Source organism: Hymenobacter guriensis, from assembly GCF_015773195.1.
GTDB lineage: Bacteria > Bacteroidota > Bacteroidia > Cytophagales > Hymenobacteraceae > Hymenobacter > Hymenobacter guriensis.
Window position 1 is genome coordinate 1 of record NZ_JADWYK010000022.1, and the last position, 19,234, is coordinate 19,234.

The following is a 19,234-nucleotide window of genomic DNA, read 5'->3' on the forward strand; positions in this document are numbered from 1 at the left end:
CGATGCGCGCCCATTGCGCGTCCGTCAGCATAAAGTCCATCCTCCAAAATAATACCTACTGTTAACACTTCCTAGCTGCTTATGACTGTTAACTCTCCCGACGACACCCTCCTGCACGAAGTCGCGCTGACGCTGTTTCCCGGCGTGGGGCCGCAGCTCACGCGGCAGCTGATGAGCTATGGGGGCTCGGCGCGGAATGTGCTGCACCTGCCGCCGGGCAAGCTGCTCAAGATTCCGGGCGTGGGGCCGGCCACGGTGGCCGTACTCACCGGCAAAGAGCGTAAGGCGGCCCTGCAGCAGGCGGAAGCAGCGGTGCGGAAAGCGGAAAAGGAAGGCATTCAACTGCTGTTTTACACCAGCAAGCAGTTCCCGGCCCGCCTTAAGCAGATTCCCGACGCGCCGGTGCTGCTCTACTACCAGGGCACCGCCGACCTCAACCAGCCCAAAACCCTGGCGCTGGTAGGCACCCGCCAGGCCACCGACTACGGCCGCGAGCAAACCGAGCGGCTGGTGCGCGGCGTAGCCTCCCACCGCCCGCTGATTGTAAGCGGGCTGGCCTACGGCATCGACATTGCCGCCCATCGTGCGGCCCTACAGGAAGGGCTGGAAACGGTGGGCGTCATGGCCACGGGCCTCGACGTGATTTATCCCCACGCCCACCGCAAAACCGCCGAGAAGATGCTTACGCAGGGCGGCTTGCTTACGGAGTTTCCCTTCGGCACCCCGCCCGACAAGTACAACTTCCCAGCCCGCAACCGCATTATCGCCGGGCTAGCCGATGGCACGGTGGTAATTGAAGCCGCGAAAAAAGGCGGGGCGCTGATTACGGCCGACCTGGCCCAGGGCTACGACCGGGACGTGCTGGCGGTGCCGGGGCCCCTGGGCTCGGCGGCCTCCGAAGGCTGCCACGAACTGATCAAAACCAACAAAGCCGCGCTCTACTCCGAGCCAGCCGATATCGAGCAGGTGCTGAACTGGGACCTCGCCCTCCACCTCACCGGCAAGCCCCAGGCGCCCGCCACGTTCGACCCGCTGGATTTCACGGCGGAAGAATTCGGGTTGCTGACGGTGCTGCAGGCCGCGCCCAACCGAGAGGAGCACCTCGATGCCCTGGCCTGGAAAGCCCAGCAGCCCGTGCACCAAGTATCTTCCCTCCTGCTGGGGTTGGAGTTTCGGGGGCTGGTGCGGGCGCTGCCGGGCAAGCGGTTTGGGCTCGTCTAAACCATATCAGCCCGAACTCTCTACGCTATGCGCATGATTAATAAGACCTTTCTGCTTCTCCTATTAGCCGCTGGCTTGGGCACGGCTGGCTGGGCGTACTATCGTGGGCAGGTGCGGCAGCAGGCTACACTGCAGCAATTTATTCTGCTTGACAAACGGCTAGCAACAAATAACCAACTGGCCAAGGAACGTGCTAGGACGACCATCGAGGGAATCATACAAGGGGTAAATCAAAATCGTCTACAGCGAAGGGATTTGGATATACTATATACCGCTGAAAAAATCCATAATCGTACTGAAAGCCTGTTAGATAGTCTACGAGCCTTGCGGCAGCAGCTCAACGGCGTTGCCAGGGCCAACTCCCTGAATGTAGCTACCCCCGCCACAGTTGGCCCAACGGCTAGCACTACATTAGGCGCAAACATTTATAGCTACATAGCTTTCATTCGCCAATTCATTCCTAGCGCTGCCCCGCTGACGCAATCACCTAATGGCTTTCTACTTTCTGATGCAATAAGGGTTGAGCATTTCAAGGGAATACCGTTAGTAGCTGCCCTTGCAACCTGCACACGACTGGAAACGCAGATAAGACGCTACGGAGAAGAAGCTTTGATGAGCCAAGCCATGAAAGTCAGTACTGGCTGTTGCTTATGCTTTGATAGAATAGGCCTGTGGGCGGTAGCCGAATCCAAAACGGTGGCACCAGGTGCTATCTACCGCTGTCAGTTATTCTTAACCCAGTCCAGTAGTGGTGGACACTACTCAAAAGCCACTGTCAATGGCAAATCAGTACAAACGCTATACCCTAGATATCCTAAAGCTGAGTTTCGCGCCGGGCCTGCCGGCCCGGCACAGCCCGATACGGTACGGGCCCAGTGGAAAGGTGTTATTCAAACTAAATGGTATCCAACTGATAAGGTTTGGCAGTTGACCGTGCCTTACTATATCGTGAAGACAGATACACCATGAGCCTACCTACGAGACTATTGGCTGGCTTGACTCTGCTGGTAGCATGCGCCATCGGGTATACCTTCTACCAGCAGGCAGCCCTGCAAAGCCGGTTGGACAGGCAGCTGGAGGAACTTGACTGGACTCTCGCCGGGCTGAATGAGCGCAACAATCAGGAAGCTAAAAGCCGCTTAAAAGGCATAGAAGCCGCTACTGTTAAAAATCGAAACACAACCAGCGACCTAGCCGTCCTTCATGCTGCCGAAAGCTTGCGCCGTCAGACCAACGCCTTGCTCGACACCCTGCATGCCCGCCGCGAAGCGCTGCTTCGAGCTACGGGCAACGTGCCGGGGGCCTCTGGGCTGCGCCGCTACAACGAGACTGACAACGTAACGCGGTGCGTAGGCTCTGGCACACCCGCCGAGCGGCAGCTGCAGCAACAAGTGGCTCAATACGCAGTCCTCACCCGGCAGCCGTACCTCATCGACTCGGTGCAACTAGCTCTTCCCTCCTTCCTGGATGCGCCCGTGGTAGTGGCGCTGGCGGCCCTCACGCAGCTTGAGGCCGACGTGCTGGCCCGGGAAATGCGAATTCAGCAGGAAATGGCCCGCCGGGTTGGCGCTGAAAAAATACCCAGCAGCTTAAGAATTATGGCCTCGGCGGAATCCAATACCGTGGCCCCCGGCGAAGTATACCGCGCTGAGTTTTTCGTGACGAAAGTGTTGGCCGTAAAGGGTGCCCAGATGTACTGCAACGGGCGGCCCCTAGAAGTAGATGCCGATGGCATAGGGCATGTACGGTTTCAGGCCCCAACCCGCCCCGGTCCCGCCAGCTGGCAGGCCACGATGCGCATTCGCGTCTATGGCCGTGACAGTACGTTCCGGCTGCGGCTGCCGTACCATGTAGCCCGCCAATAATTTCTCTGCTGATGCTGCTTCTCAACGGCCACTTGCGGCCCACAGCTGCCCTTTCCCTGCCCAACCGCGGCTTCACCTTCGGCGACGGATTCTTTGAAACCCTGATTTTTGCGGGCGGACGGCTGCACTTTGGCGCCCACCACTTTGCCCGAATGCAGGCCGCCGCCGCCGCTCTTTACCTGGAATTACCCAAAGCGCTGGCATCGGCGGAGCAGCTAGAGCAAGGAATGGGGCATTTGGCAGCGGCCAATGAGCTGACGGCCGCCCGGGTGCGTCTGCACATCTGGCGGGCCGGAGGTGGGCTCTACACCCCGGAAACGTCTTCAGTGGAATGGCTGGCTACGGCGGCTCCTTTCGTGCCGAATGAAGCTCCCATTGCGCGGGCTGCTTTTGCGCTCGGCACGCACGCCATCTATTCCCCCCTAAGCTTTTGCAAGGGGCCGCAGGCGTGGCTGTATGTGCGGGCGTCCCGGGAGCGGGAGCAGCGTGGCGTCGATGAGCTGGTATTGCTCTCAGCAGATGGATACGTGGCCGAAACCACTTCCGCCGCCATTTTCTGGGTGAAGGATAAGCAGCTCTACACGCCGGCCCTGACGACGGGCTGCGTGGCGGGCGTGCACAGGGCCGACCTGCTGGCTCGCGCATCGTCTCTGGGCATACCTGCTCACGAAGTATTGGCGACTCCCGACCAACTGCTACAGGCCGAGGCGGTGTTTACGGCGAATGTGGCGGGCTGGCGGCTGATTGCCCAGTTGCAGGAGCACCCGTACGCGCCCGAGCACGCGGCTGTGCTAACTCAGCTGCTGGCTGGCAGATGAGTTGGTCGTCAATAGTAGTAGTAGCTGTCAGTAACCAAGGCGCTGACAACTATCAACTTCCAAGAGGAAATTTATGCCGAGGCGGCCAGGGCAGGTCGTGACTGATGCTGCTGCCGCCGGGCCTGCATAGTTCGCCAGCTTTCCTCATGCGCGCGCAGGTCGGCCTCTGTTATATCGTTTTCCTCCAGGATTTGGGGGAGAGGCTTGCTTCCTGCTGCCAGGGAGTATAGGGCCACCCAGGCCCGCTGCTGGCGGGTAAGCGCAGTAACCGAAGATTCTTGCCGTGCTACCATAACCGAAAACGTAAGAGCGAACTTCTATCAGTTTTGCTTACGCACCAATAACGGTAGTTGGGTTTACATTCTTATAACTTTTTCATAAAAAATAGTTGAATATTCATATCAAGCTACTGCGTTCATCGCTACTGGCAGCAGCTACACGGCCACCGGCGCTTTAATAGCGGGGTGAGGCTCGTAGTTTTCCAGCGTGAAGTCCTCGTAGCGGAAGCTGAAAATATCCTGCACTTCGGGGTTCAGGCGCATCTGGGGCAAGGGCCGCGGCTCCCGCGTAAGCTGCAGGCGGGCCTGCTCCAGGTGGTTGCTGTAAAGGTGCGTGTCGCCGCCGGTCCAGATGAACTCGCCGGGCTCCAGGCCGGTCACTTGCGCCATCATGAGCGTGAGCAGGGCGTAGGACGCAATGTTGAAGGGCACCCCCAGGAACACGTCGGCGGAGCGCTGATAGAGCTGGCAGCTGAGCTTGCCATCGGCCACGTAGAACTGAAACAGGGCGTGGCAGGGCGTAAGGCGCATCAGCGGCAAATCGGCCACGTTCCAGGCCGAGACTACCATGCGGCGCGAATCGGGCTGGGTGCGCAGCAGGTGCACCATCTGGCTGATCTGGTCGATGCTCTGGCCGTCGGGGGCCGACCAGCTGCGCCACTGCTTGCCGTAAATGGGCCCTAGTTCACCGTTTTCGTCGGCCCACTCCCGCCAGATCGTCACGCCTAGGTCTTCCAGGGACTGGTTGCTGGTGTCGCCGCGCAGAAACCAGAGCAGCTCGTGAATGATGCTTTTCAGGTGCACCTTTTTGGTCGTCACCAGCGGAAAGCCCTCGGCCAGGTCGAACCGCATCTGGTAGCCAAACACCGAGAGCGTGCCCGTGCCGGTCCGGTCGGTTTTCTGGGTACCGTGGTCGAGGATGTGTTGGAGCAGGGCGTGGTACTGGCGCATCGGAAGGGAAAGCTAAGAAGGATACAGCTTCAAAAGTAAAGAAAGTAGCCCGAGGCCGACAAGGTTTATTGACTCTAATGCCGGCTTAGCGAATATGGCTGTGCAAGAAAAAAGCCGCTCGGGTTGGAGCGGCTCTTCACGCGGGGTTAGCACAACGTCCGGTTATAACGCTGGTACTGCAAAGTAGTATTCCGGCTCCTGCTGCCGCTATTTACTTGCGCCTAGCTTCTTCAGGTGCTCAACTGCGCCGGTATTTTTCGGATTCAGGGCTAACGACTGCCGGTAGTTGCTAATGGCCAGCGCGGTATTGCCCTGCATTTCGTAGGATTCTGCCAGGCTGTCGTAGGTATTCCAGCTGCCAGGGTGCAGACGCACGTTGAGCTTGAACAGCTCAATAGCGTGCCCGATGTTGCCCTGCCGAGCCAGCGTATAGCCCCATTCGTTTACAAATTCTTCCGACAGGTGCAGCTCAGGGTGTTTCTGCTTGGCAGCCTTAAATACCTCAAGTGCCTGCTTATACTCAGTAGCTGCCAGGCTCTTTCGGAAAGCCTGGAGGGCGGGCGGCACGCCGTACACGCCTTCCTGTATCTGGTCGGCCAGGGCCCACAGCCGCCCCTGCGTTTGCGGGGCCGATTCGTTGACCAGCAGCACGAGGCCGAAGCCCAGCTCGGGGTAAAAGCTGCAGTAGCTGGCAAAGCCAAACGTACCACCGGTGTGCAGCAACTGCCGTTTGCTGTCCGGGGTCTTGCGCACACTCCAGTTCAGGCCAATGGCCTCTTCGTCCACGCTTCCCCAGGTTGTCTGATGAGTTAGGGCTACAGCTTTATTGGATTTTGCGAGCTGGTACGCCAGGTACTTCGCCATATCGGCCGCGCTGTAGCGCAAGCCCCCCGACGGCTCCAGGCTCTCGATGAAGTGGTACGGCATCCGGTTGCCTTTTTCGTTGTGCCCCACCGCTAGCAGGCTGTTCCCGGCTTTTGCCTGCAGAGTGCTGCGCATCTGCAGCGGCTGTGCAATGTATTTTTCCACCAGCTGCTCAAAGGGAGCCTGGTAGACGCTTTCCAGAATGTAGGCCAGCAGCTGCGCTCCGGTATTGGAATGTCGCGGAATCAGCCCGGGCACGGTATCCAGCTTCACGGCGTGCAGGTCGGTGTAGAAATCCTGCCTGGTGTAGGCGCGGGCCGCCCGGAGAATAAGGAACGGCACTGAATCGGGCGGGGCTTGCTGCAGGATAGCGCTCCGGTCGGGCACGTTGTCGGGCAGGGCCGAGGTGGTGTTAGCCAGATGCACCAGCTTGATGGGCTTACCGGCGTAGGCCAGGTTCGGGTAGTCTCCGGGCAAGTACTTGCGGATGTCATCCGTCAGGCTCACCCGCTTTTCCAGCACGGCCTGGGCCAGCAGGAGGCTGGCAAACGTCTTGCTGACCGAGCCGATTTCGTAGATGGTATGCTGGGTGGGCACCTTGCCTGTTCCCTTCTCCGTGGTGCCGAAATTGTAAAAGTAGGTTTGCCCGTCTTTAACAATGCCTATCGAAAGGCCCACCGCGGTAGGCTCTTTGCTGAATGCCTCCCCCACTTGTTGCATTACTAAGTCAAGCTGTTTTTGGGAGTTGCTGCTGGCGGCGGGCCTCGTGGGCTGGCCAAACGCAAACGAAGCTGTCAGCAGCAACAGGCAGGTAAGCAGGGTAGCGCGGTTTGCAGTCATAGAAGGCTGGATTTTCCCAGGACACTGCCGCTGCCCGAAAAGGTTACAGCCTTGCATCAGGTTTTAGTTAAATAATTACTACCCTAGCATTGTGACTCCATGAGGCCAAAGCAGAAAGCCACTTAGCTATAACTCCGAATGACGGGCAATTTCCGGCAATACTTCCCGCCAAGCATCTGTCTCGGCGTAGTGCTTTACTACACGCCCCCGCTCTTCCAGAAAACGGCTTAGGTAGCGTTTCAGCACCAATGCATCGACTAGCTTACCTAGCCAACCTAATGGAGACTCAAACTGGAAAACGTCACGCATGACGGTAACCGAATCTACAGACGTGAAATGATGCTCATGCCGCATAGACCGAAAGGCTCCCTGTTGCATTTCATCACAGAAAAAAGCCGGTGCCTCGAACTCGGTTATTTTACTTGTCAGGCGTTGCCACACCCCAAAATGACGAGCCCGAAACGTAACTGAGTCGCCCAACCTCAGTAGGCCACTTCGAATGTCGCCTATGATTTCTTCCTGTGTCTGACTTGCAGAAACCGCGTGCAGATCAACGCTCAGCGCCAGATAGAAGCATCTTTCCTGAGGAGCGTTGATGCGGGTGAAGACCTCAATAGTTGCCACCCGCTACAATATCTGGAATGAAATTCTTGCTTCTTCTTCCGTCTCCGCCGCCGAAGGCTCAAAACGCAGGTGCTGAAGTAGCTCACGTGCATGCTGTAGCAGAGCTGCCTCGCCGACAGCGCCCGGCGGCGTGCTATTCTCAGCCACCGTTATGCGTATCACCCGACCCGTTGCATCTACAGAAAGCCGCAGCCAGATGGTTCCATCGGTTTGGGCACGTAAAGCTTCTACAGGGTACCTGATAAAACGCCGCACAAAATCTAAATACGGTTGATCTTCAGGGAATAATCGATTAGCACGTAACCGTTGACCAATCCCACGCCTGAGCGGAGGCGCTGTGTTCCAATAGGCTGCTTTGCGCGCAGAGTCCTGCTGCGCCTGTGTTCGAGATGCACGGGATGATTGGGGTGCAGGTACCGGGCGGGCTTCCCAGCGGTTATAGGTGGCCTGTGCTTTAACCTGACCTAAGCCGGTCACAAACAGAAAGCCACATATTAATATCTTTATGTAGCACATATTCGGTAGTCGTTACCCATTAAACGAAAACACCCCACGCAGCTTGTCTTCGTGAGGTGTTTTTCATGGTATAAATGAAATAACCGGCTGCTTACATCGACTTCACCGCCGGGGCAGCGGCCGGGGCGGGCGTAACGGCGGCAGTTTTGGCGCCTTTCTTCGCGCAGCAGGAGCCGCCCGCAGCTGCTTTCTCGCCGGGCGTGCAGTTGGCTTTGGTGAGGGTGGCGGTGGCTTTCCTAGACTTTTTGCCCTTGGCGTCGTTGGGGCCTTCGTTGGCCGCGGCCGAACCAACAAAAGCAAACAGGGCGAGGGCGAGCAGAGCGTTTTTCATGGCAGTACTGGGGAAACAGGAAACAAAACCGGAAAAGCGGCGGTTGGCTATCCGCCTGCTCCAAGGTAGCAAATAACCGGCGGCCCGTTGCACGCCTCGGCCGGTAAGCCCCTGAGCGCAGCGCGTTTTCATTGCCTATGCCCCTTCGCCGACTCGCGCACCTTACTCTGCTGGCCCTCGGGCTCCTCACGGCCCTGGCCGTGTTCTTCGTCGCTCAGCTGCGCTTCAACTACAACTTCAACGACTTCTACCCCGCCGGCGACCCGGACCTGGATTACTACGAGCAATACTCCCAGCGCTTCGGCAACGACAACGACTACGTGCTGCTGGGCCTGGAAGCCCCGGCCGGCCAGACCGTGTTCGAGCCCCGGTTCCTGACCAAGGTCGATTCGCTTACCCGATTTATTCAAAGCCGCCGGCACGTGACGCAGGTATCGTCGCCCACCACGGCTACCAACCCGGTGGTGGAAGGGCTGGGCGTGTTCAACGTGCCCTACCTGCACCCAAAGGAGCCACCGCGCCGGGCCCAGGACTCGGCGCTGGTGTACCGCACCCCGGGCCTTGTGGGCAACCTGATTTCCCGGGATGCGCGGGCCGTCACGGTGCTGTTCCAGACCTCCCCCAACCTCAGCAAGCCCCCCGGCGACTCGCTGCTGGCGGCCGTGCGCACGGAGCTGGCGCGCCAGGGCATCTCCGAAACCCAGTACCATCTGGCCGGTAAGCTGGTGGCGCAGTCGGTGTTTGTGGACCGGCTGCAGGTGGAGCTGATGGTGTTTATGAGCCTTTCGGTGGTGCTAGTGACGGGGCTGCTGTGGCTCACATTCCGCACGTGGTGGGGTGTGGTCTTGCCGCTGGTGGTAGTGCTGGGGGCCATTCTGTGGGGCTTGGGCGTGATGTCGGCTTTCGGAGTGAGCATTGATCTGATGACGGCTTTGCTGCCCGTGATGCTGTTCGTAGTGGGCATGTCCGATACTATCCACATCATCACGCGCTACGTCACGGAGCTGGGCTACGGGGCCAGCAAGAAGGACTCTCTGCTGATTGCCTTGAAAGAATCGGGCTTCGGCTCGGGGCTGTCGGCGCTGACGACCAGTATCGGGTTTTTCACGTTGATGACCAGCACCATCCGGCCGATTTACAACTTCGGGCTGTTCACGGGCATTGCCGTGCTGCTCACGTTTGCCCTCAGCTTCACCTTGCTGCCAGCCATGCTGGTACTGCTGCGCAAGCCTCAGCTGCGCATTCCGCGCGAAACCGGCCACAGCTGGGACGGGGTACTGGGCCGCATGTTCCGCACGGTGCTAGCCCGGCGGCACTGGGTGGTGGCCATCAGCGCCCTGGTATTGGGGCTGTCGGTGGCTTCGGCCTCGCGCATCCGCATCAATTCGGCGTTGCTGGATGACTTGTCGCAGAATGACCCAGTGAAGCTGGATTTCGTGTTTTTCGAGCGGCAGTTTGCCGGGGTGCGCCCCTTCGAGCTGGATTTGAAGCCCGCGCCCGGCCGCACCATTTACGACCTGCAGGTGCTGCGCCAGACCGAGTTAATCGAAACCTACCTGCAGAAAACCTACGGGCTGAACTTCGTGGCCTCGCCCGTCACCCTCATCAAATCGGTGCGCAAGGCCCTGAATGGCGGCTTGCTGACCGAGTACCGCCTGCCCGACTCGGAAGCCGAGCTGCAGCGCCTGACGCGCAAGGTGAAGCTGTTTCGCAAGAAGCCGGAGTTTCGGGCCCTGGCCCTGCCCGACGGCTCTGAAGGTCGCCTCACCGGCCGCATGCCCGACGTGGGCTCCATCCGGGCCGATGCGCTGAACGCGGATTTACGCAGATTCCTGCGCACCTCGGTGGATAGCACCGTGCTGCAAACCCGCCTTACGGGCTCGGCCAATCTCATCGACAAAAACAACGAAAACCTCACGCTCAACATGATTACGGGCATGAGCATCGACGTGGTGATGGTGACGCTGATTGTGCTGCTGCTGTTCCGCTCGGTGCGCATGACGGTGGTGGTGCTCATCCCCAACCTCGTGCCCATCCTGATTGTGGCCGGGGTAATGGGCGCGGCCGGCGTGAGCATGAAGGTGAGCACCAGCATCATCTTCACCATTGCTTTCGGCATTGCCGTCGATGACACCATCCACTTTATCTCGAAGCTGAAGCTAGTGCTGCTGCAGGAGCCCAGTTTGTTTAAAGCCGTGCGCAAAACCTACCTGATGGCCGGCAAAGCCGTTATCGTTACGTCCCTGATTCTGGTGGGCGGTTTTTCCACGCTGATCTTTTCCTCGTTTGACGGCACGTTTTACGTGGGTTTGCTTATCGGCCTCACGCTGCTGTTTGGGGTAGTAGCCGAGCTGACCTTGCTGCCGATTCTGATTCTGCGGTTTTACCGGCACAAGCCTAAGGAAATACGGCAGCCGGTGCCGCTGCTGGAAGCGTAGCATAGTGTTATATGCAAACGGCCGTTCCGCTTTTGAACAGCAGAACGGCCGTTTATGATAAAGCCGGTGCTCGGCTATGGCTTCGCCAGCGTTAACCCTACCGGAGCGAGCAAAGGACCAGAATCATACATATTGATGTACACCAGCAGCGGCTTTGGGCTACCCTCCCAGGTAAGTTCGTACACATCCAGTAAGCCGTAGCCCATTATACCATTCGGCGTTTCAAAGCCGCAACAACTCCCACGCCGCCGGTAGTTGATTTTTTCTCCATTGGGGCCTCGCAGAGCGTTCAGGTACTGGTGCTCATTTGCTACTTTCTCGCTCGATATTCCTGCCACACAGACTGGTTTCTTTTGGGTTATTCCAAAATCGGCATCAGTGCTGACGCCTGATACCTGTGCCGGCTCTCGTTGTTGGGCGGCATCGTAGTAGCTTTGAGGAGCCGAAGTAGAGCCAGTTATTCGAGGACCGCTATTGAAGCCAACTGCTGGCTTGGTAGTCTTACAGGCCGAGGTAATCAGCAACGCTGATAGACTTGATAGATAGAATATACGTTTCATACACTCGATTTAAGCAAAATCACCTTTCTCTCCACTCCTGCTCCCGTTTTGTCTTGATTTATTCATTCGCATCACGCCGCCTCTATCTATTCACCCTGGCAACCAGCCTGACTTTAAGCACCTCCTTTGCCCAAACCCCAAACACTAGCTCGCCCGACGACCCGCTGCCCCGCCTGATTCAGGAGCGCCAACAAATGGTGCAGCAGTACGAGGCCGCTGCGGCCCAGCGTAACGCCTTTCTGGCCAACAAGCCCAGCAAGAAAGACCTGCAGGAAGTCGTAGATGCCCTAAAAGGCATTATCCGCAAGGACACCGAGATTGTGCGGGCCGTGCAGGCAGCTACCCTGCGCAAAACCGCCGCCGTGGTGGTCGAAAACCAGCAGGTAAAGCAGCTGGCCAGCGTGGCCCAGACCGACCAGACCAGCACCCGGGAACGGTTCCACGACCTGGAAAACCAGATTGCCAACCTGCAGGAGCGGGACCGGCAGCGCGCCAAAAAGCTCCAGGAGCTGCAGGCTACCGCCGACGAAGCTACTCAGGCCCGCACCAGTCGTGAGCTGCTGGCCGCCGGTTTGGCCGCGCTATCAGCCGGGCTGTTGTTCTACGTGCTGAAGCTGCGCGGCCGCCTGAGCGCCGCCCCGGCCCGTCGGCGGAAGTAGAATATTGCTGAATGTTGGTTAAGTAAGCCGTCATGCTGAGCTTGTCGAAGCATCTCTACCGCTTCGTTGAATCATTGCAGACGAAGCGGTAGAGATGCTTCGACAAGCTCAGCATGACGTTCTTTTATTTCAACTTCGATACATCTTCATGCTCGTTCCCGCCGCTCAGTTTCTAAGCTATGCCGAGGCGGTAGCGCTGTACAATCAACTCAAGGCAGCAGAAGTTGACGCGCTGGTGAAGACTTGCGGGCCGCCCTCCTTCCCCTTCGGTGACGGCCTGTACTACCAGCTGCTGATTGAGGAGGCCGACGTGCCACTGGCCCGGGAAACAGTGAAAGTATTTGAGCAGCAGCGCACCACGCCGAAAGCCCTCCGCTGCCCCCGCTGCGGGGCCGAGGGCGCGGCGCCGCTACCCCGCCCGAAATGGTGGCAGCGGTTGTACTACGCGGGTACTAAGCTGCACAAATGCCCAAATTGCGGCGCGGTATTTCCGGTCTGAACCCCTACTTTGCCCCGGCACACCTAACCGCGACATCGTTTTGACCTGGACCGAAGAACAGGCCCGCGCCCTCATCACCGACTCCGGCACCCTCAAGCGCGGCCAGGAGTTGGCCGCTCCCGCCAAGTGGGGCAACCTGGGCCAGACCGAAACCGCCGCCTGGGGCGAGTGCAAAGGCAGCGGCAGCAAGCCCTACCAAACCGGCATTGACCTCACCGCCCCGGCTTTCAAATGTAGCTGCCCAAGCCGCGTGTTTCCCTGCAAGCACGGCGCGGGGCTGTTGCTACTACTGGCCCGTCAGCCCCAGCTGCTGAGCGGCAGTACGCCCCCCGTGTGGCTGCAGGAGTGGCTGGACAAGCGCCAGCAAACCCAGGAAAAGCAAGTCGCCAAAGCAGAGCCAGCCGCCGCGCCAGCTACCGACTCGGCAGCTGCTGAAGCAGCTGAGGCCGCTCGTCAGAAGCGGGAAGCCCAGCGCCAGACGCGCATGCAGCGTGGGGCCCAGGAGCTGGAAACCTGGCTGGTGGATATCATGCGGGCGGGCCTGGCCGCCACCGACCAGCAGCCGCGCACTTTCTGGGAAAACCAGGCCGCCCGCCTCGTAGACAACCAATTGCCCGGCCTGGCCACAGTAGTGCGCGAGCTGCCCACCCTGCGCCACCAGGGGGCCGACTGGCCCGGCCGGATGCTGGCCCGCCTGGGCGAACTGTACCTGCTGGTGCGGACCTTCCTGCGCCTGCCTGAGCTGGCCGAGGAAGCCCGTCAGGAGGTGCTGCAACAGGTAGGCGTGAACCTGAAAAAGGAAGACGTGCAGGCCACCCAGCCAGCCGTGGCCGACGAATGGCGCGTGCTGGCCCAGACCACCACCGAAGAAGAACGCCTGACCGTGCGCCGCTCCTGGCTGCGGGGCAACACCGGACGGTTTGCGCTGGTGGTGGAGTTTTCCTTCGGGGGCCAGCCGTTTGCCACGCCCCTGCTGCCCGATGGCTCCTATGCGGGGGAGCTGACGTTTTATCCCGGTTTGCTGCCGCTACGGACCATTCCCGGACAGCTCACCTTTCTGGGAATTCAGCCCGGCAGCCCTCTCCCCACCGGGGGCATCGGCCCCGGCCAGCTGCTGGATGAATACGCCGACGCGCTGAGTCGCCTGCCCTGGCTGCGCGAGTGGCCGGCTTTGCTCAAGGGCGGTGTCCCTACTCCTGCGACTGATGGCTGGGTGCTGCGGTTTCCATTGAATTCAGCCAGCGCAGAAACCCCGGCGGATCCAACTGCCCCGGGGAAGGACTTTACTGACCTTCCTCTGCTCTGCGACGACCTGTCGGGCTGGGAGCTGCGCGCCATCAGTGGCGGTGAGCCGCTAACCGTATTCGGAGAATGGAGCGGCCAGGGCCTGCGCCCGCTCGTGGGCTGGAATACCGTGGTTGAACCTGCAAACAGCCTGGTCGATGCCTGAACACCTCATTAACCTGGAAACCAGCCTGCGGCCAGGCGCCGACTGGCAGCGGCTGCAGCGCATCGGCCTGCTCGGCACCCGTCAAAGCCCCGACGAGCTGCCGGCCGTGCCCGGCTTCACCCTCGCCGAAGACACGCCTGACCTCCGTGAGAAGCAAGCCCTGCTCACGGCCGGCGTGCTCAGCACCATCCGCAAGGCCGGATACCAACCTGCCGCTACCGGGAAACCAGCCGAAGCAGTAGCCGCTCCCGAAACCCAGGATGCGCTTGGCTCTAACGGAACCCAGCTGCTCCAGCAGCTCCTGGAAGGCCAGTACCCCGAGCTGCTGCCGGAATTTCTGGTGGCGCTGGCCGAAAACCAGCGGCGGGTGCCGCACCAGCTGCTGGTGCAGCTGCTCGAACACGCCCGCACCCGTTCTGCCCTGCACCGCGCCGCGGCCGCCGTCCTGGGACAGCGCGGGGTCTGGCTGGCGGCTCAGAACCCGGCTTGGAAGTCGTTGCTGTCGGCTTCGGAGCAGGCCACGGAGGAAACGGGCTGGGAAACCGGCACCATCGGGCAGCGGGCCTCGTACCTGGAAGCCTTGCGCCGCCGCGAGCCAACTCACGCCCGCGAGCTGCTGGCGGCAGTACTGCCCCAGGAGCCCGTTAGGCACCAGGCCCAGCTGCTGGCAACGCTGCAGGAAAGCCTTTCCGTCGAAGATGCGCCCCTGCTGACCCAGTACCTCACGGCCAAAAGCAAGGAGGTGCGCCAAACGGTGCTGCCGCTATTGGTGCGCCTGCCCGGCAGCGCGCTAACGGAACGGCTGTGGCAGCGGGCCGAGCCGTTGGTGCGCCTGAAAAGTAACCTCCTAGGCAAAAAGCTGCTGGTAGAGCTGCCCGCCACCGACTGGGATAAAACCTGGCTCACAGATGGCATTGAGCAGAAGGATAACCGCTTTCAGGGCGAAAAGGCGGCGCTGCTGGGGCAGCTGCTGGCCCTTATTCCGCCCCGCCGCTGGACTGAGCACTGGAACCTCTCCCCCACCAAAATCCTCGACCTCGCCGTCGGCACTGAATGGGACGCACTACTGCTCACGGCCTGGGCTGAAGCGACCGTACTACACCGGGATACTGCCTGGGCTGAGGCTTTGCTGGAGTGGTATTATGAGCAGCCGCGCAAGCAACTCCCTGTGCTGCCCACCGCTGGTTTGGCGCAACTTCTACCGGCGGCCCGCCTCACCGATCTGGTGCTGCCGCTCATCAACGCTACCCCGCACTTCCATTCCGAGGTACGCTGGCTGCCGCTGCTGCTGCTGGTACCCGCGCCCTGGCCCGAGCGCCTCACGCGCCGCGTGGTGGAGGTGCTGCGCACAGCCCTCGGCAAGCCCGCCGAGCTGTACCGCATCCAATATGCGGCCTCCCAGTTGCTGGAGCACATGGCCCGCGTGGTGCCCGCCGACCAATACAGCCTCTGCGCCGAACCCCTGCAGCCTCTCCTGCAGGATGTGCCCTACCTCCACAACAGCCTCGCCCGTCTGCTCAACACCCTGCACTTCCGTCAGCAGCTCGCCGAAGCCCTGCATGAACCACCCGCACCCGGTTAAACGATGCAGAGACGCGACACTTCGCGTAGCCCGCCAGAACGACCAGTCTCATGCGTCATTCCGAGCGAAGTGAGGAATCCGGGTGAATTGTTGAATGGTGAATTCAGATTCCTCGCTTCGCTCGGAATGACACGTTAAACAACTTCAGCAACGCCCAGACGCGCCGCGTCTATAGCAAACCATCCTTCCTCTATGTCCACTACTGCTCCTTCCAACGTCCTGCGCCCGCACGCCGAGGATGTGTACGCCGAAGAACTGGCCGCCCTGCGCGCCGCCGACCACGACCGGCCCAAGCCGCCGAACTGGCACCTCTCGCCCTGGGCTACCGTCACCTACCTGCTGGGCGGCAAGCTGGACAATGGCTTCGAGGTGGAGCCCAAGTACATCGGGCAGCGGAGGCTGATGGAAATTGCTGTGGCTACCCTGGCCACCGACCGCGCCCTGCTGCTGCTGGGCGTGCCGGGCACGGCCAAAAGCTGGGTATCGGAGCACCTGACGGCCGCCATCAGCGGGCGGTCGGACTTGCTGGTGCAGGGCACGGCAGGCACCTCGGAGGATGCTATCCGCTATTCCTGGAACTACGCCCGCCTGATTGCCGAAGGACCTTCCTTGGGTGCGCTGGTGCCCTCGCCCCTGTTCAAAGGCATGCAGGAAGGCCGCCTGGTGCGCCTCGAAGAACTCACCCGCATCCCCTCCGACGTGCAGGACACGCTCATCACCATGCTCTCGGAAAAGGTGCTGCCCATACCCGAGCTTTCCACCGAAGTGCAGGCCACCAGCGGCTTCAACGTCATTGCCACGGCCAACGACCGGGACAAGGGCGTGAACGAGCTGAGCAGCGCCCTGCGCCGCCGCTTCAACACGGTGGTGCTGCCGCTGCCTACTTCCCAGGAAGAGGAAGTGCGCATTGTGCAGACGCGGGTGGAAAAGCAGGGCAAGGCCCTGCAGCTGCCCGTGGAGGCCCCTGCCCTGGAGCAAATCAGCCGCCTCGTGACCATCTTCCGGGAGCTGCGCTCGGGCGTGACGGAGAACGGAAAAACCAAGCTCAAAAGCCCCAGCGGCACGCTCAGCACCGGCGAGGCCATTTCGGTGATGAACAGTGGCCTGGCTTTGGCCGCCTACTTCGGCGACGGCAGCCTGCGCGCCCACGACCTGGCCGCGGGCCTCACGGGCGCCGTGCTCAAAGACCCCGTGCAGGACCGCACCGTCTGGCTTGAGTACCTCGAAACCGTGGTCAAAGAGCGGGACGGCTGGAAGGATCTGTACCGCGCCTGCCGGGAGGTGGTGGAGTAGAATTCGATTCGAAACTGAACGTCATGCTTAGCGGAACATCTTGCTCGTACTGGCCAACCTATTTTCAATGCGCTTCCTACACACGCACAAGAATCTGATTCCAGTATTACTGCTGGCCGTACTCAGCATTTATACCATTCTCACGGTTCTGTTTGTACCAGTGTACCAGGATGGCGAAGCGTACCAGCAGGCATTTACTCCAGCGCATTACGGCGCTTTTGCAGCCGTGTTCCTGAATCTGTTGGCCTACTTCCTTTTTCGCCCGTTCTTCAAACCGTTGCTCCTGCTAACGTTGGGGCTTACCCTGTTCAGCATCATTACCTTTTTACCGGATAATATCCGGTTCAACTTTGGTTTTGGCGACGTTGGAGTGGGCTTTTCAATCCTAGGGTTGGGGATGATGATGCTGTTTTACTTCCTGAATAAGCCGGCCGCTCATGCATTTATCAACCAGCACATTATTCCCACGCCTACAACCGAGCATGCAGCCCAACGCCGCAGACAGCGTATCGACCAGTTCAAGCAGAACTTCGCCTCCAAATCCAACGAGAGCCTGCAACTGATGCTTCAGGAGAAGAAAGTGGTGCCAGATGCCCTGGCAGCGGCGCAGGAGTTGCTGAAGAAGCGGCAGAGCATAGTAACTGATAACTAGCGTCTCATCATCCATGCCGAACGAGTCGCCCCAGGTTTATTGGACAGCCATTGCCAACATAGTGGCCGAACGCCCCTACGGCCCGGGCGGCCAGGAAACCCGTTCCGGCACCAAACACTTTCAGCCGGGGGCTAAAGTCTACATCATTGACTGGTTTCCGGGTACTTGTGATGCAGTTACGGTTATCGGCCACCATCGTAAGTCGCATCAACTTATGAAACTTGTCATGTCGGTAAATTTTCTGGAGAACTTCCGAACGAAGGTTTGCTACTCGCCGGCTGTCTGTAGAATCATAGAAGAATATGTTGCTGATGAAGGTGGCCCGCATAGCCTGACCCAAGAATTTGCTGAACAATTGTGCGAGGTTTTACCTGTGTGGAAAACAATGCAATAGCATGTTTGGACAAACTTTTCCAGCAACTGCCACTACACCCTCAGTAGCGCCGACAGCTTCTCTCAAATCTTTCTATGACCTTCCCTCAACTCCTCTCCCAGCTTGATACCCTCCTCCAACAGCACCGCCCGGAGTATTACGCGGAGCTCAACCCACCCGCCACAGCAGCTGAACTAGCGGCGTTTGAGACGGAAGTTGGCTTGACGTTGCCGGCGGAGCTGCGGGCGTGGTTCAGCTGGCACAATGGCCAGAACGACGAGTGTTTCGAAGGTTTGGTGGCCAACTACGAGTGCCCCAGCCTGAGCAGCGTGGCCGAAAGCATGCGCATCAACCGGGAACTGCTCGAAGCCGGCGACTTTGCGGCCAACTGGTGGCAACCCAACTGGGTGCCCTTCCTCACCAACGGCAGCGGCGACCATGTCTGCCTGGATCTGGAAGGCACGTTCACCGGTCAGCCGGGCCAGCTCCTTGAGCATTGGCACGACTGGGAGCCGCGCGACGTGGTGTTCCCAAACCTTACGGCCTGGCTGACCGCCGTGGTACAGGCCTACGAAGCGGCCCTGATCGAAACGGGCGAAACCGAATTGACCGATGAGCAAGTCCTGGACCTGGAGCTGGAATCACCAGCTGGGTTCCCGATTGAGTTCCGAGCAGGTTAGCCAATACTAATTCAGCCAAGCCGAATTCTGCCTAGCTACCCCTGCACCACACTATGACCGATTCTGCCTTTCATTCCATTGAAACCTGGCTGGCGGCGCATGCGCCCCGCATCCTGCATGTGTCGCTGAATCCCGGCGCTTCCGAAGAAGCCTTGGCGGCGCTGGAAAAGGTCCTCGGCCGCCCACTGCCCGACGATTATAAGGCCCTGTACCGCTGGCATAATGGCCTGGATGAGGAGGCCGAGAACTTCGGCAACTTCGTGTATGGCCTGAGCTTTTTGCCCCTGGAAGAAGTAACAGCCAACTTCCATTCCCGCACGCAGAATACCGAGGCCGTTCCCCTGGAGCACACCACGGCCGAGGTGCGCGCCGACCATGTGCTGAACCCGTATTGGCTGAGTCTGGGCTTCGATGGCTCGCACGCGTGGCTGTACGTGGACCTGGACCCCACCCCGGCCGGCACCTACGGGCAGGTAATTTTCCTGGATGAAGTAGAGGAAACCGCCTTTCTGGTAGCCGATTCGGTAACCAGCCTGCTGACCGGTTTTGCGCAGGACCTGCAACAAGGCCGCTATTCCCTCAACCCCGATGCGCTGGAGGAAGACGACAACGAGTTTCTGGCCCCGGACTTCACTATCGACCTGGTGAACTGGTACACTGCCCGCCGCTGGCAGTCAGTGCCCCGGCTCTAGTCCTCTTTTCATCGGCCACAGCGTGTAGGCTATTTTTCAATAATCATG

Annotated in this window: 21 protein-coding genes; 14 read left to right on the forward strand and 7 right to left on the reverse strand. The window is 59.8% G+C overall.

Annotated features, from left to right (window positions below; all coding sequences use genetic code 11):
* Positions 1–81: 81 nt before the first annotated feature.
* From dprA to I5L79_RS21975, 4 genes are read left to right on the forward strand one after another with little or no spacing between them, the layout of a single operon-like run.
* Positions 82–1,221, forward strand: coding sequence for a DNA-processing protein DprA (dprA, locus tag I5L79_RS21960; RefSeq protein WP_196957242.1), 1,140 nt, complete (start codon positions 82–84; stop codon positions 1,219–1,221).
* 33 nt (positions 1,222–1,254) lie between these two features.
* On the forward strand, positions 1,255–2,190 hold the full coding sequence (locus tag I5L79_RS21965; RefSeq protein ID WP_196957243.1) for a hypothetical protein: 936 nt from the start codon (positions 1,255–1,257) through the stop codon (positions 2,188–2,190).
* Between the two features lie 17 nt (positions 2,191–2,207).
* The gene (locus I5L79_RS21970) at positions 2,208–3,086 is read left to right on the forward strand and encodes a hypothetical protein (RefSeq protein ID WP_196957244.1); all 879 of its coding nucleotides are present in this window, start codon (positions 2,208–2,210) and stop codon (positions 3,084–3,086) included.
* An 11-nt stretch (positions 3,087–3,097) separates the two neighbouring features.
* The gene (locus I5L79_RS21975; RefSeq protein ID WP_196957245.1) at positions 3,098–3,904 is read left to right on the forward strand and encodes an aminotransferase class IV; all 807 of its coding nucleotides are present in this window, start codon (positions 3,098–3,100) and stop codon (positions 3,902–3,904) included.
* 71 nt (positions 3,905–3,975) lie between these two features.
* Here I5L79_RS21975 and I5L79_RS21980 read toward each other — a convergent pair whose 3' ends face one another.
* The 6 genes from I5L79_RS21980 to I5L79_RS22005 form a co-directional block, all read right to left on the reverse strand.
* Positions 3,976–4,197: a hypothetical protein gene (locus I5L79_RS21980; protein ID WP_196957246.1), complete on the reverse strand. Its 222-nt coding sequence runs from the start codon at positions 4,195–4,197 to the stop codon at positions 3,976–3,978.
* Positions 4,198–4,338: 141 nt separating this feature from the next.
* Positions 4,339–5,133 (reverse strand): thymidylate synthase, encoded by a 795-nt coding sequence (locus I5L79_RS21985; protein ID WP_196957247.1) that lies wholly within the window; start codon positions 5,131–5,133, stop codon positions 4,339–4,341.
* A 207-nt stretch (positions 5,134–5,340) separates the two neighbouring features.
* The gene (locus I5L79_RS21990; RefSeq protein ID WP_196957248.1) at positions 5,341–6,837 is read right to left on the reverse strand and encodes a serine hydrolase; all 1,497 of its coding nucleotides are present in this window, start codon (positions 6,835–6,837) and stop codon (positions 5,341–5,343) included.
* A 126-nt stretch (positions 6,838–6,963) separates the two neighbouring features.
* Entirely contained in the window at positions 6,964–7,461 is a 498-nt protein-coding gene (locus I5L79_RS21995) for an SRPBCC family protein (RefSeq protein ID WP_196957249.1), read from the reverse strand.
* Between the two features lie 3 nt (positions 7,462–7,464).
* Positions 7,465–7,977 (reverse strand): energy transducer TonB, encoded by a 513-nt coding sequence (locus I5L79_RS22000; protein ID WP_196957250.1) that lies wholly within the window; start codon positions 7,975–7,977, stop codon positions 7,465–7,467.
* A gap of 91 nt (positions 7,978–8,068) precedes the next feature.
* Complete coding sequence (locus I5L79_RS22005) at positions 8,069–8,308, reverse strand: hypothetical protein (protein ID WP_196957251.1); 240 nt, start codon at positions 8,306–8,308, stop codon at positions 8,069–8,071.
* A 137-nt stretch (positions 8,309–8,445) separates the two neighbouring features.
* On the opposite strand from I5L79_RS22005, the gene I5L79_RS22010 reads away from it, so the two are divergent.
* The gene (locus tag I5L79_RS22010) at positions 8,446–10,746 is read left to right on the forward strand and encodes an efflux RND transporter permease subunit (RefSeq protein ID WP_196957252.1); all 2,301 of its coding nucleotides are present in this window, start codon (positions 8,446–8,448) and stop codon (positions 10,744–10,746) included.
* 74 nt (positions 10,747–10,820) lie between these two features.
* On the opposite strand, the gene I5L79_RS22015 is transcribed toward I5L79_RS22010, so the two are convergent.
* Positions 10,821–11,306 carry a hypothetical protein gene (locus I5L79_RS22015; protein WP_196957253.1) on the reverse strand — a complete coding sequence of 162 codons (486 nt, stop codon included), beginning with the start codon at positions 11,304–11,306 and terminating at the stop codon, positions 10,821–10,823.
* Between the two features lie 53 nt (positions 11,307–11,359).
* Between I5L79_RS22015 and I5L79_RS22020 the strand changes: the two genes are divergently transcribed.
* From I5L79_RS22020 to I5L79_RS22060, 9 genes are all read left to right on the forward strand, one after another.
* A complete protein-coding gene (locus tag I5L79_RS22020) occupies positions 11,360–11,965 on the forward strand; it encodes a hypothetical protein (protein ID WP_196957254.1) in 606 nt (201 codons plus the stop codon).
* 148 nt (positions 11,966–12,113) lie between these two features.
* Positions 12,114–12,464 (forward strand): hypothetical protein, encoded by a 351-nt coding sequence (locus I5L79_RS22025; RefSeq protein ID WP_196957255.1) that lies wholly within the window; start codon positions 12,114–12,116, stop codon positions 12,462–12,464.
* A gap of 40 nt (positions 12,465–12,504) precedes the next feature.
* Complete coding sequence (locus I5L79_RS22030; RefSeq protein ID WP_196957256.1) at positions 12,505–13,914, forward strand: hypothetical protein; 1,410 nt, start codon at positions 12,505–12,507, stop codon at positions 13,912–13,914.
* Positions 13,907–15,496 carry a DUF5691 domain-containing protein gene (locus tag I5L79_RS22035; protein WP_196957257.1) on the forward strand — a complete coding sequence of 530 codons (1,590 nt, stop codon included), beginning with the start codon at positions 13,907–13,909 and terminating at the stop codon, positions 15,494–15,496. Before I5L79_RS22030 ends, I5L79_RS22035 begins: the two co-directional genes overlap by 8 nt.
* 192 nt (positions 15,497–15,688) lie before the next feature.
* Positions 15,689–16,789, forward strand: coding sequence for an ATP-binding protein (locus tag I5L79_RS22040; protein WP_196957258.1), 1,101 nt, complete (start codon positions 15,689–15,691; stop codon positions 16,787–16,789).
* A 40-nt stretch (positions 16,790–16,829) separates the two neighbouring features.
* The gene (locus I5L79_RS22045) at positions 16,830–17,441 is read left to right on the forward strand and encodes a hypothetical protein (RefSeq protein WP_196957259.1); all 612 of its coding nucleotides are present in this window, start codon (positions 16,830–16,832) and stop codon (positions 17,439–17,441) included.
* Positions 17,442–17,454: 13 nt separating this feature from the next.
* Positions 17,455–17,835, forward strand: a complete 381-nt coding sequence (locus tag I5L79_RS22050) for a hypothetical protein (protein WP_196957260.1) — start codon at positions 17,455–17,457, stop codon at positions 17,833–17,835.
* Positions 17,836–17,909: 74 nt separating this feature from the next.
* Positions 17,910–18,494, forward strand: a complete 585-nt coding sequence (locus tag I5L79_RS22055; protein WP_196957261.1) for an SMI1/KNR4 family protein — start codon at positions 17,910–17,912, stop codon at positions 18,492–18,494.
* A gap of 53 nt (positions 18,495–18,547) precedes the next feature.
* Positions 18,548–19,186, forward strand: coding sequence for an SMI1/KNR4 family protein (locus tag I5L79_RS22060; RefSeq protein WP_196957262.1), 639 nt, complete (start codon positions 18,548–18,550; stop codon positions 19,184–19,186).
* The last annotated feature ends 48 nt before the right edge of the window (positions 19,187–19,234 follow it).

Coding starts and splice junctions, on each gene's coding strand:
- I5L79_RS22015 (WP_196957253.1), bottom strand. CDS start 11,306: ATGAAACGTATATTCTATCTATCAAGTCTATCAGCGTTGCTGATTACC.
- I5L79_RS22010 (WP_196957252.1), top strand. CDS start 8,446: ATGCCCCTTCGCCGACTCGCGCACCTTACTCTGCTGGCCCTCGGGCTC.
- I5L79_RS21980 (WP_196957246.1), bottom strand. CDS start 4,197: ATGGTAGCACGGCAAGAATCTTCGGTTACTGCGCTTACCCGCCAGCAG.
- I5L79_RS22035 (WP_196957257.1), top strand. CDS start 13,907: ATGCCTGAACACCTCATTAACCTGGAAACCAGCCTGCGGCCAGGCGCC.
- I5L79_RS21975 (WP_196957245.1), top strand. CDS start 3,098: ATGCTGCTTCTCAACGGCCACTTGCGGCCCACAGCTGCCCTTTCCCTG.
- I5L79_RS22040 (WP_196957258.1), top strand. CDS start 15,689: ATGTCCACTACTGCTCCTTCCAACGTCCTGCGCCCGCACGCCGAGGAT.
- I5L79_RS22025 (WP_196957255.1), top strand. CDS start 12,114: ATGCTCGTTCCCGCCGCTCAGTTTCTAAGCTATGCCGAGGCGGTAGCG.
- I5L79_RS21985 (WP_196957247.1), bottom strand. CDS start 5,133: ATGCGCCAGTACCACGCCCTGCTCCAACACATCCTCGACCACGGTACC.
- dprA (WP_196957242.1), top strand. CDS start 82: ATGACTGTTAACTCTCCCGACGACACCCTCCTGCACGAAGTCGCGCTG.
- I5L79_RS21990 (WP_196957248.1), bottom strand. CDS start 6,837: ATGACTGCAAACCGCGCTACCCTGCTTACCTGCCTGTTGCTGCTGACA.
- I5L79_RS22050 (WP_196957260.1), top strand. CDS start 17,455: ATGCCGAACGAGTCGCCCCAGGTTTATTGGACAGCCATTGCCAACATA.
- I5L79_RS21965 (WP_196957243.1), top strand. CDS start 1,255: ATGATTAATAAGACCTTTCTGCTTCTCCTATTAGCCGCTGGCTTGGGC.
- I5L79_RS22060 (WP_196957262.1), top strand. CDS start 18,548: ATGACCGATTCTGCCTTTCATTCCATTGAAACCTGGCTGGCGGCGCAT.
- I5L79_RS22055 (WP_196957261.1), top strand. CDS start 17,910: ATGACCTTCCCTCAACTCCTCTCCCAGCTTGATACCCTCCTCCAACAG.
- I5L79_RS22005 (WP_196957251.1), bottom strand. CDS start 8,308: ATGAAAAACGCTCTGCTCGCCCTCGCCCTGTTTGCTTTTGTTGGTTCG.
- I5L79_RS22000 (WP_196957250.1), bottom strand. CDS start 7,977: ATGTGCTACATAAAGATATTAATATGTGGCTTTCTGTTTGTGACCGGC.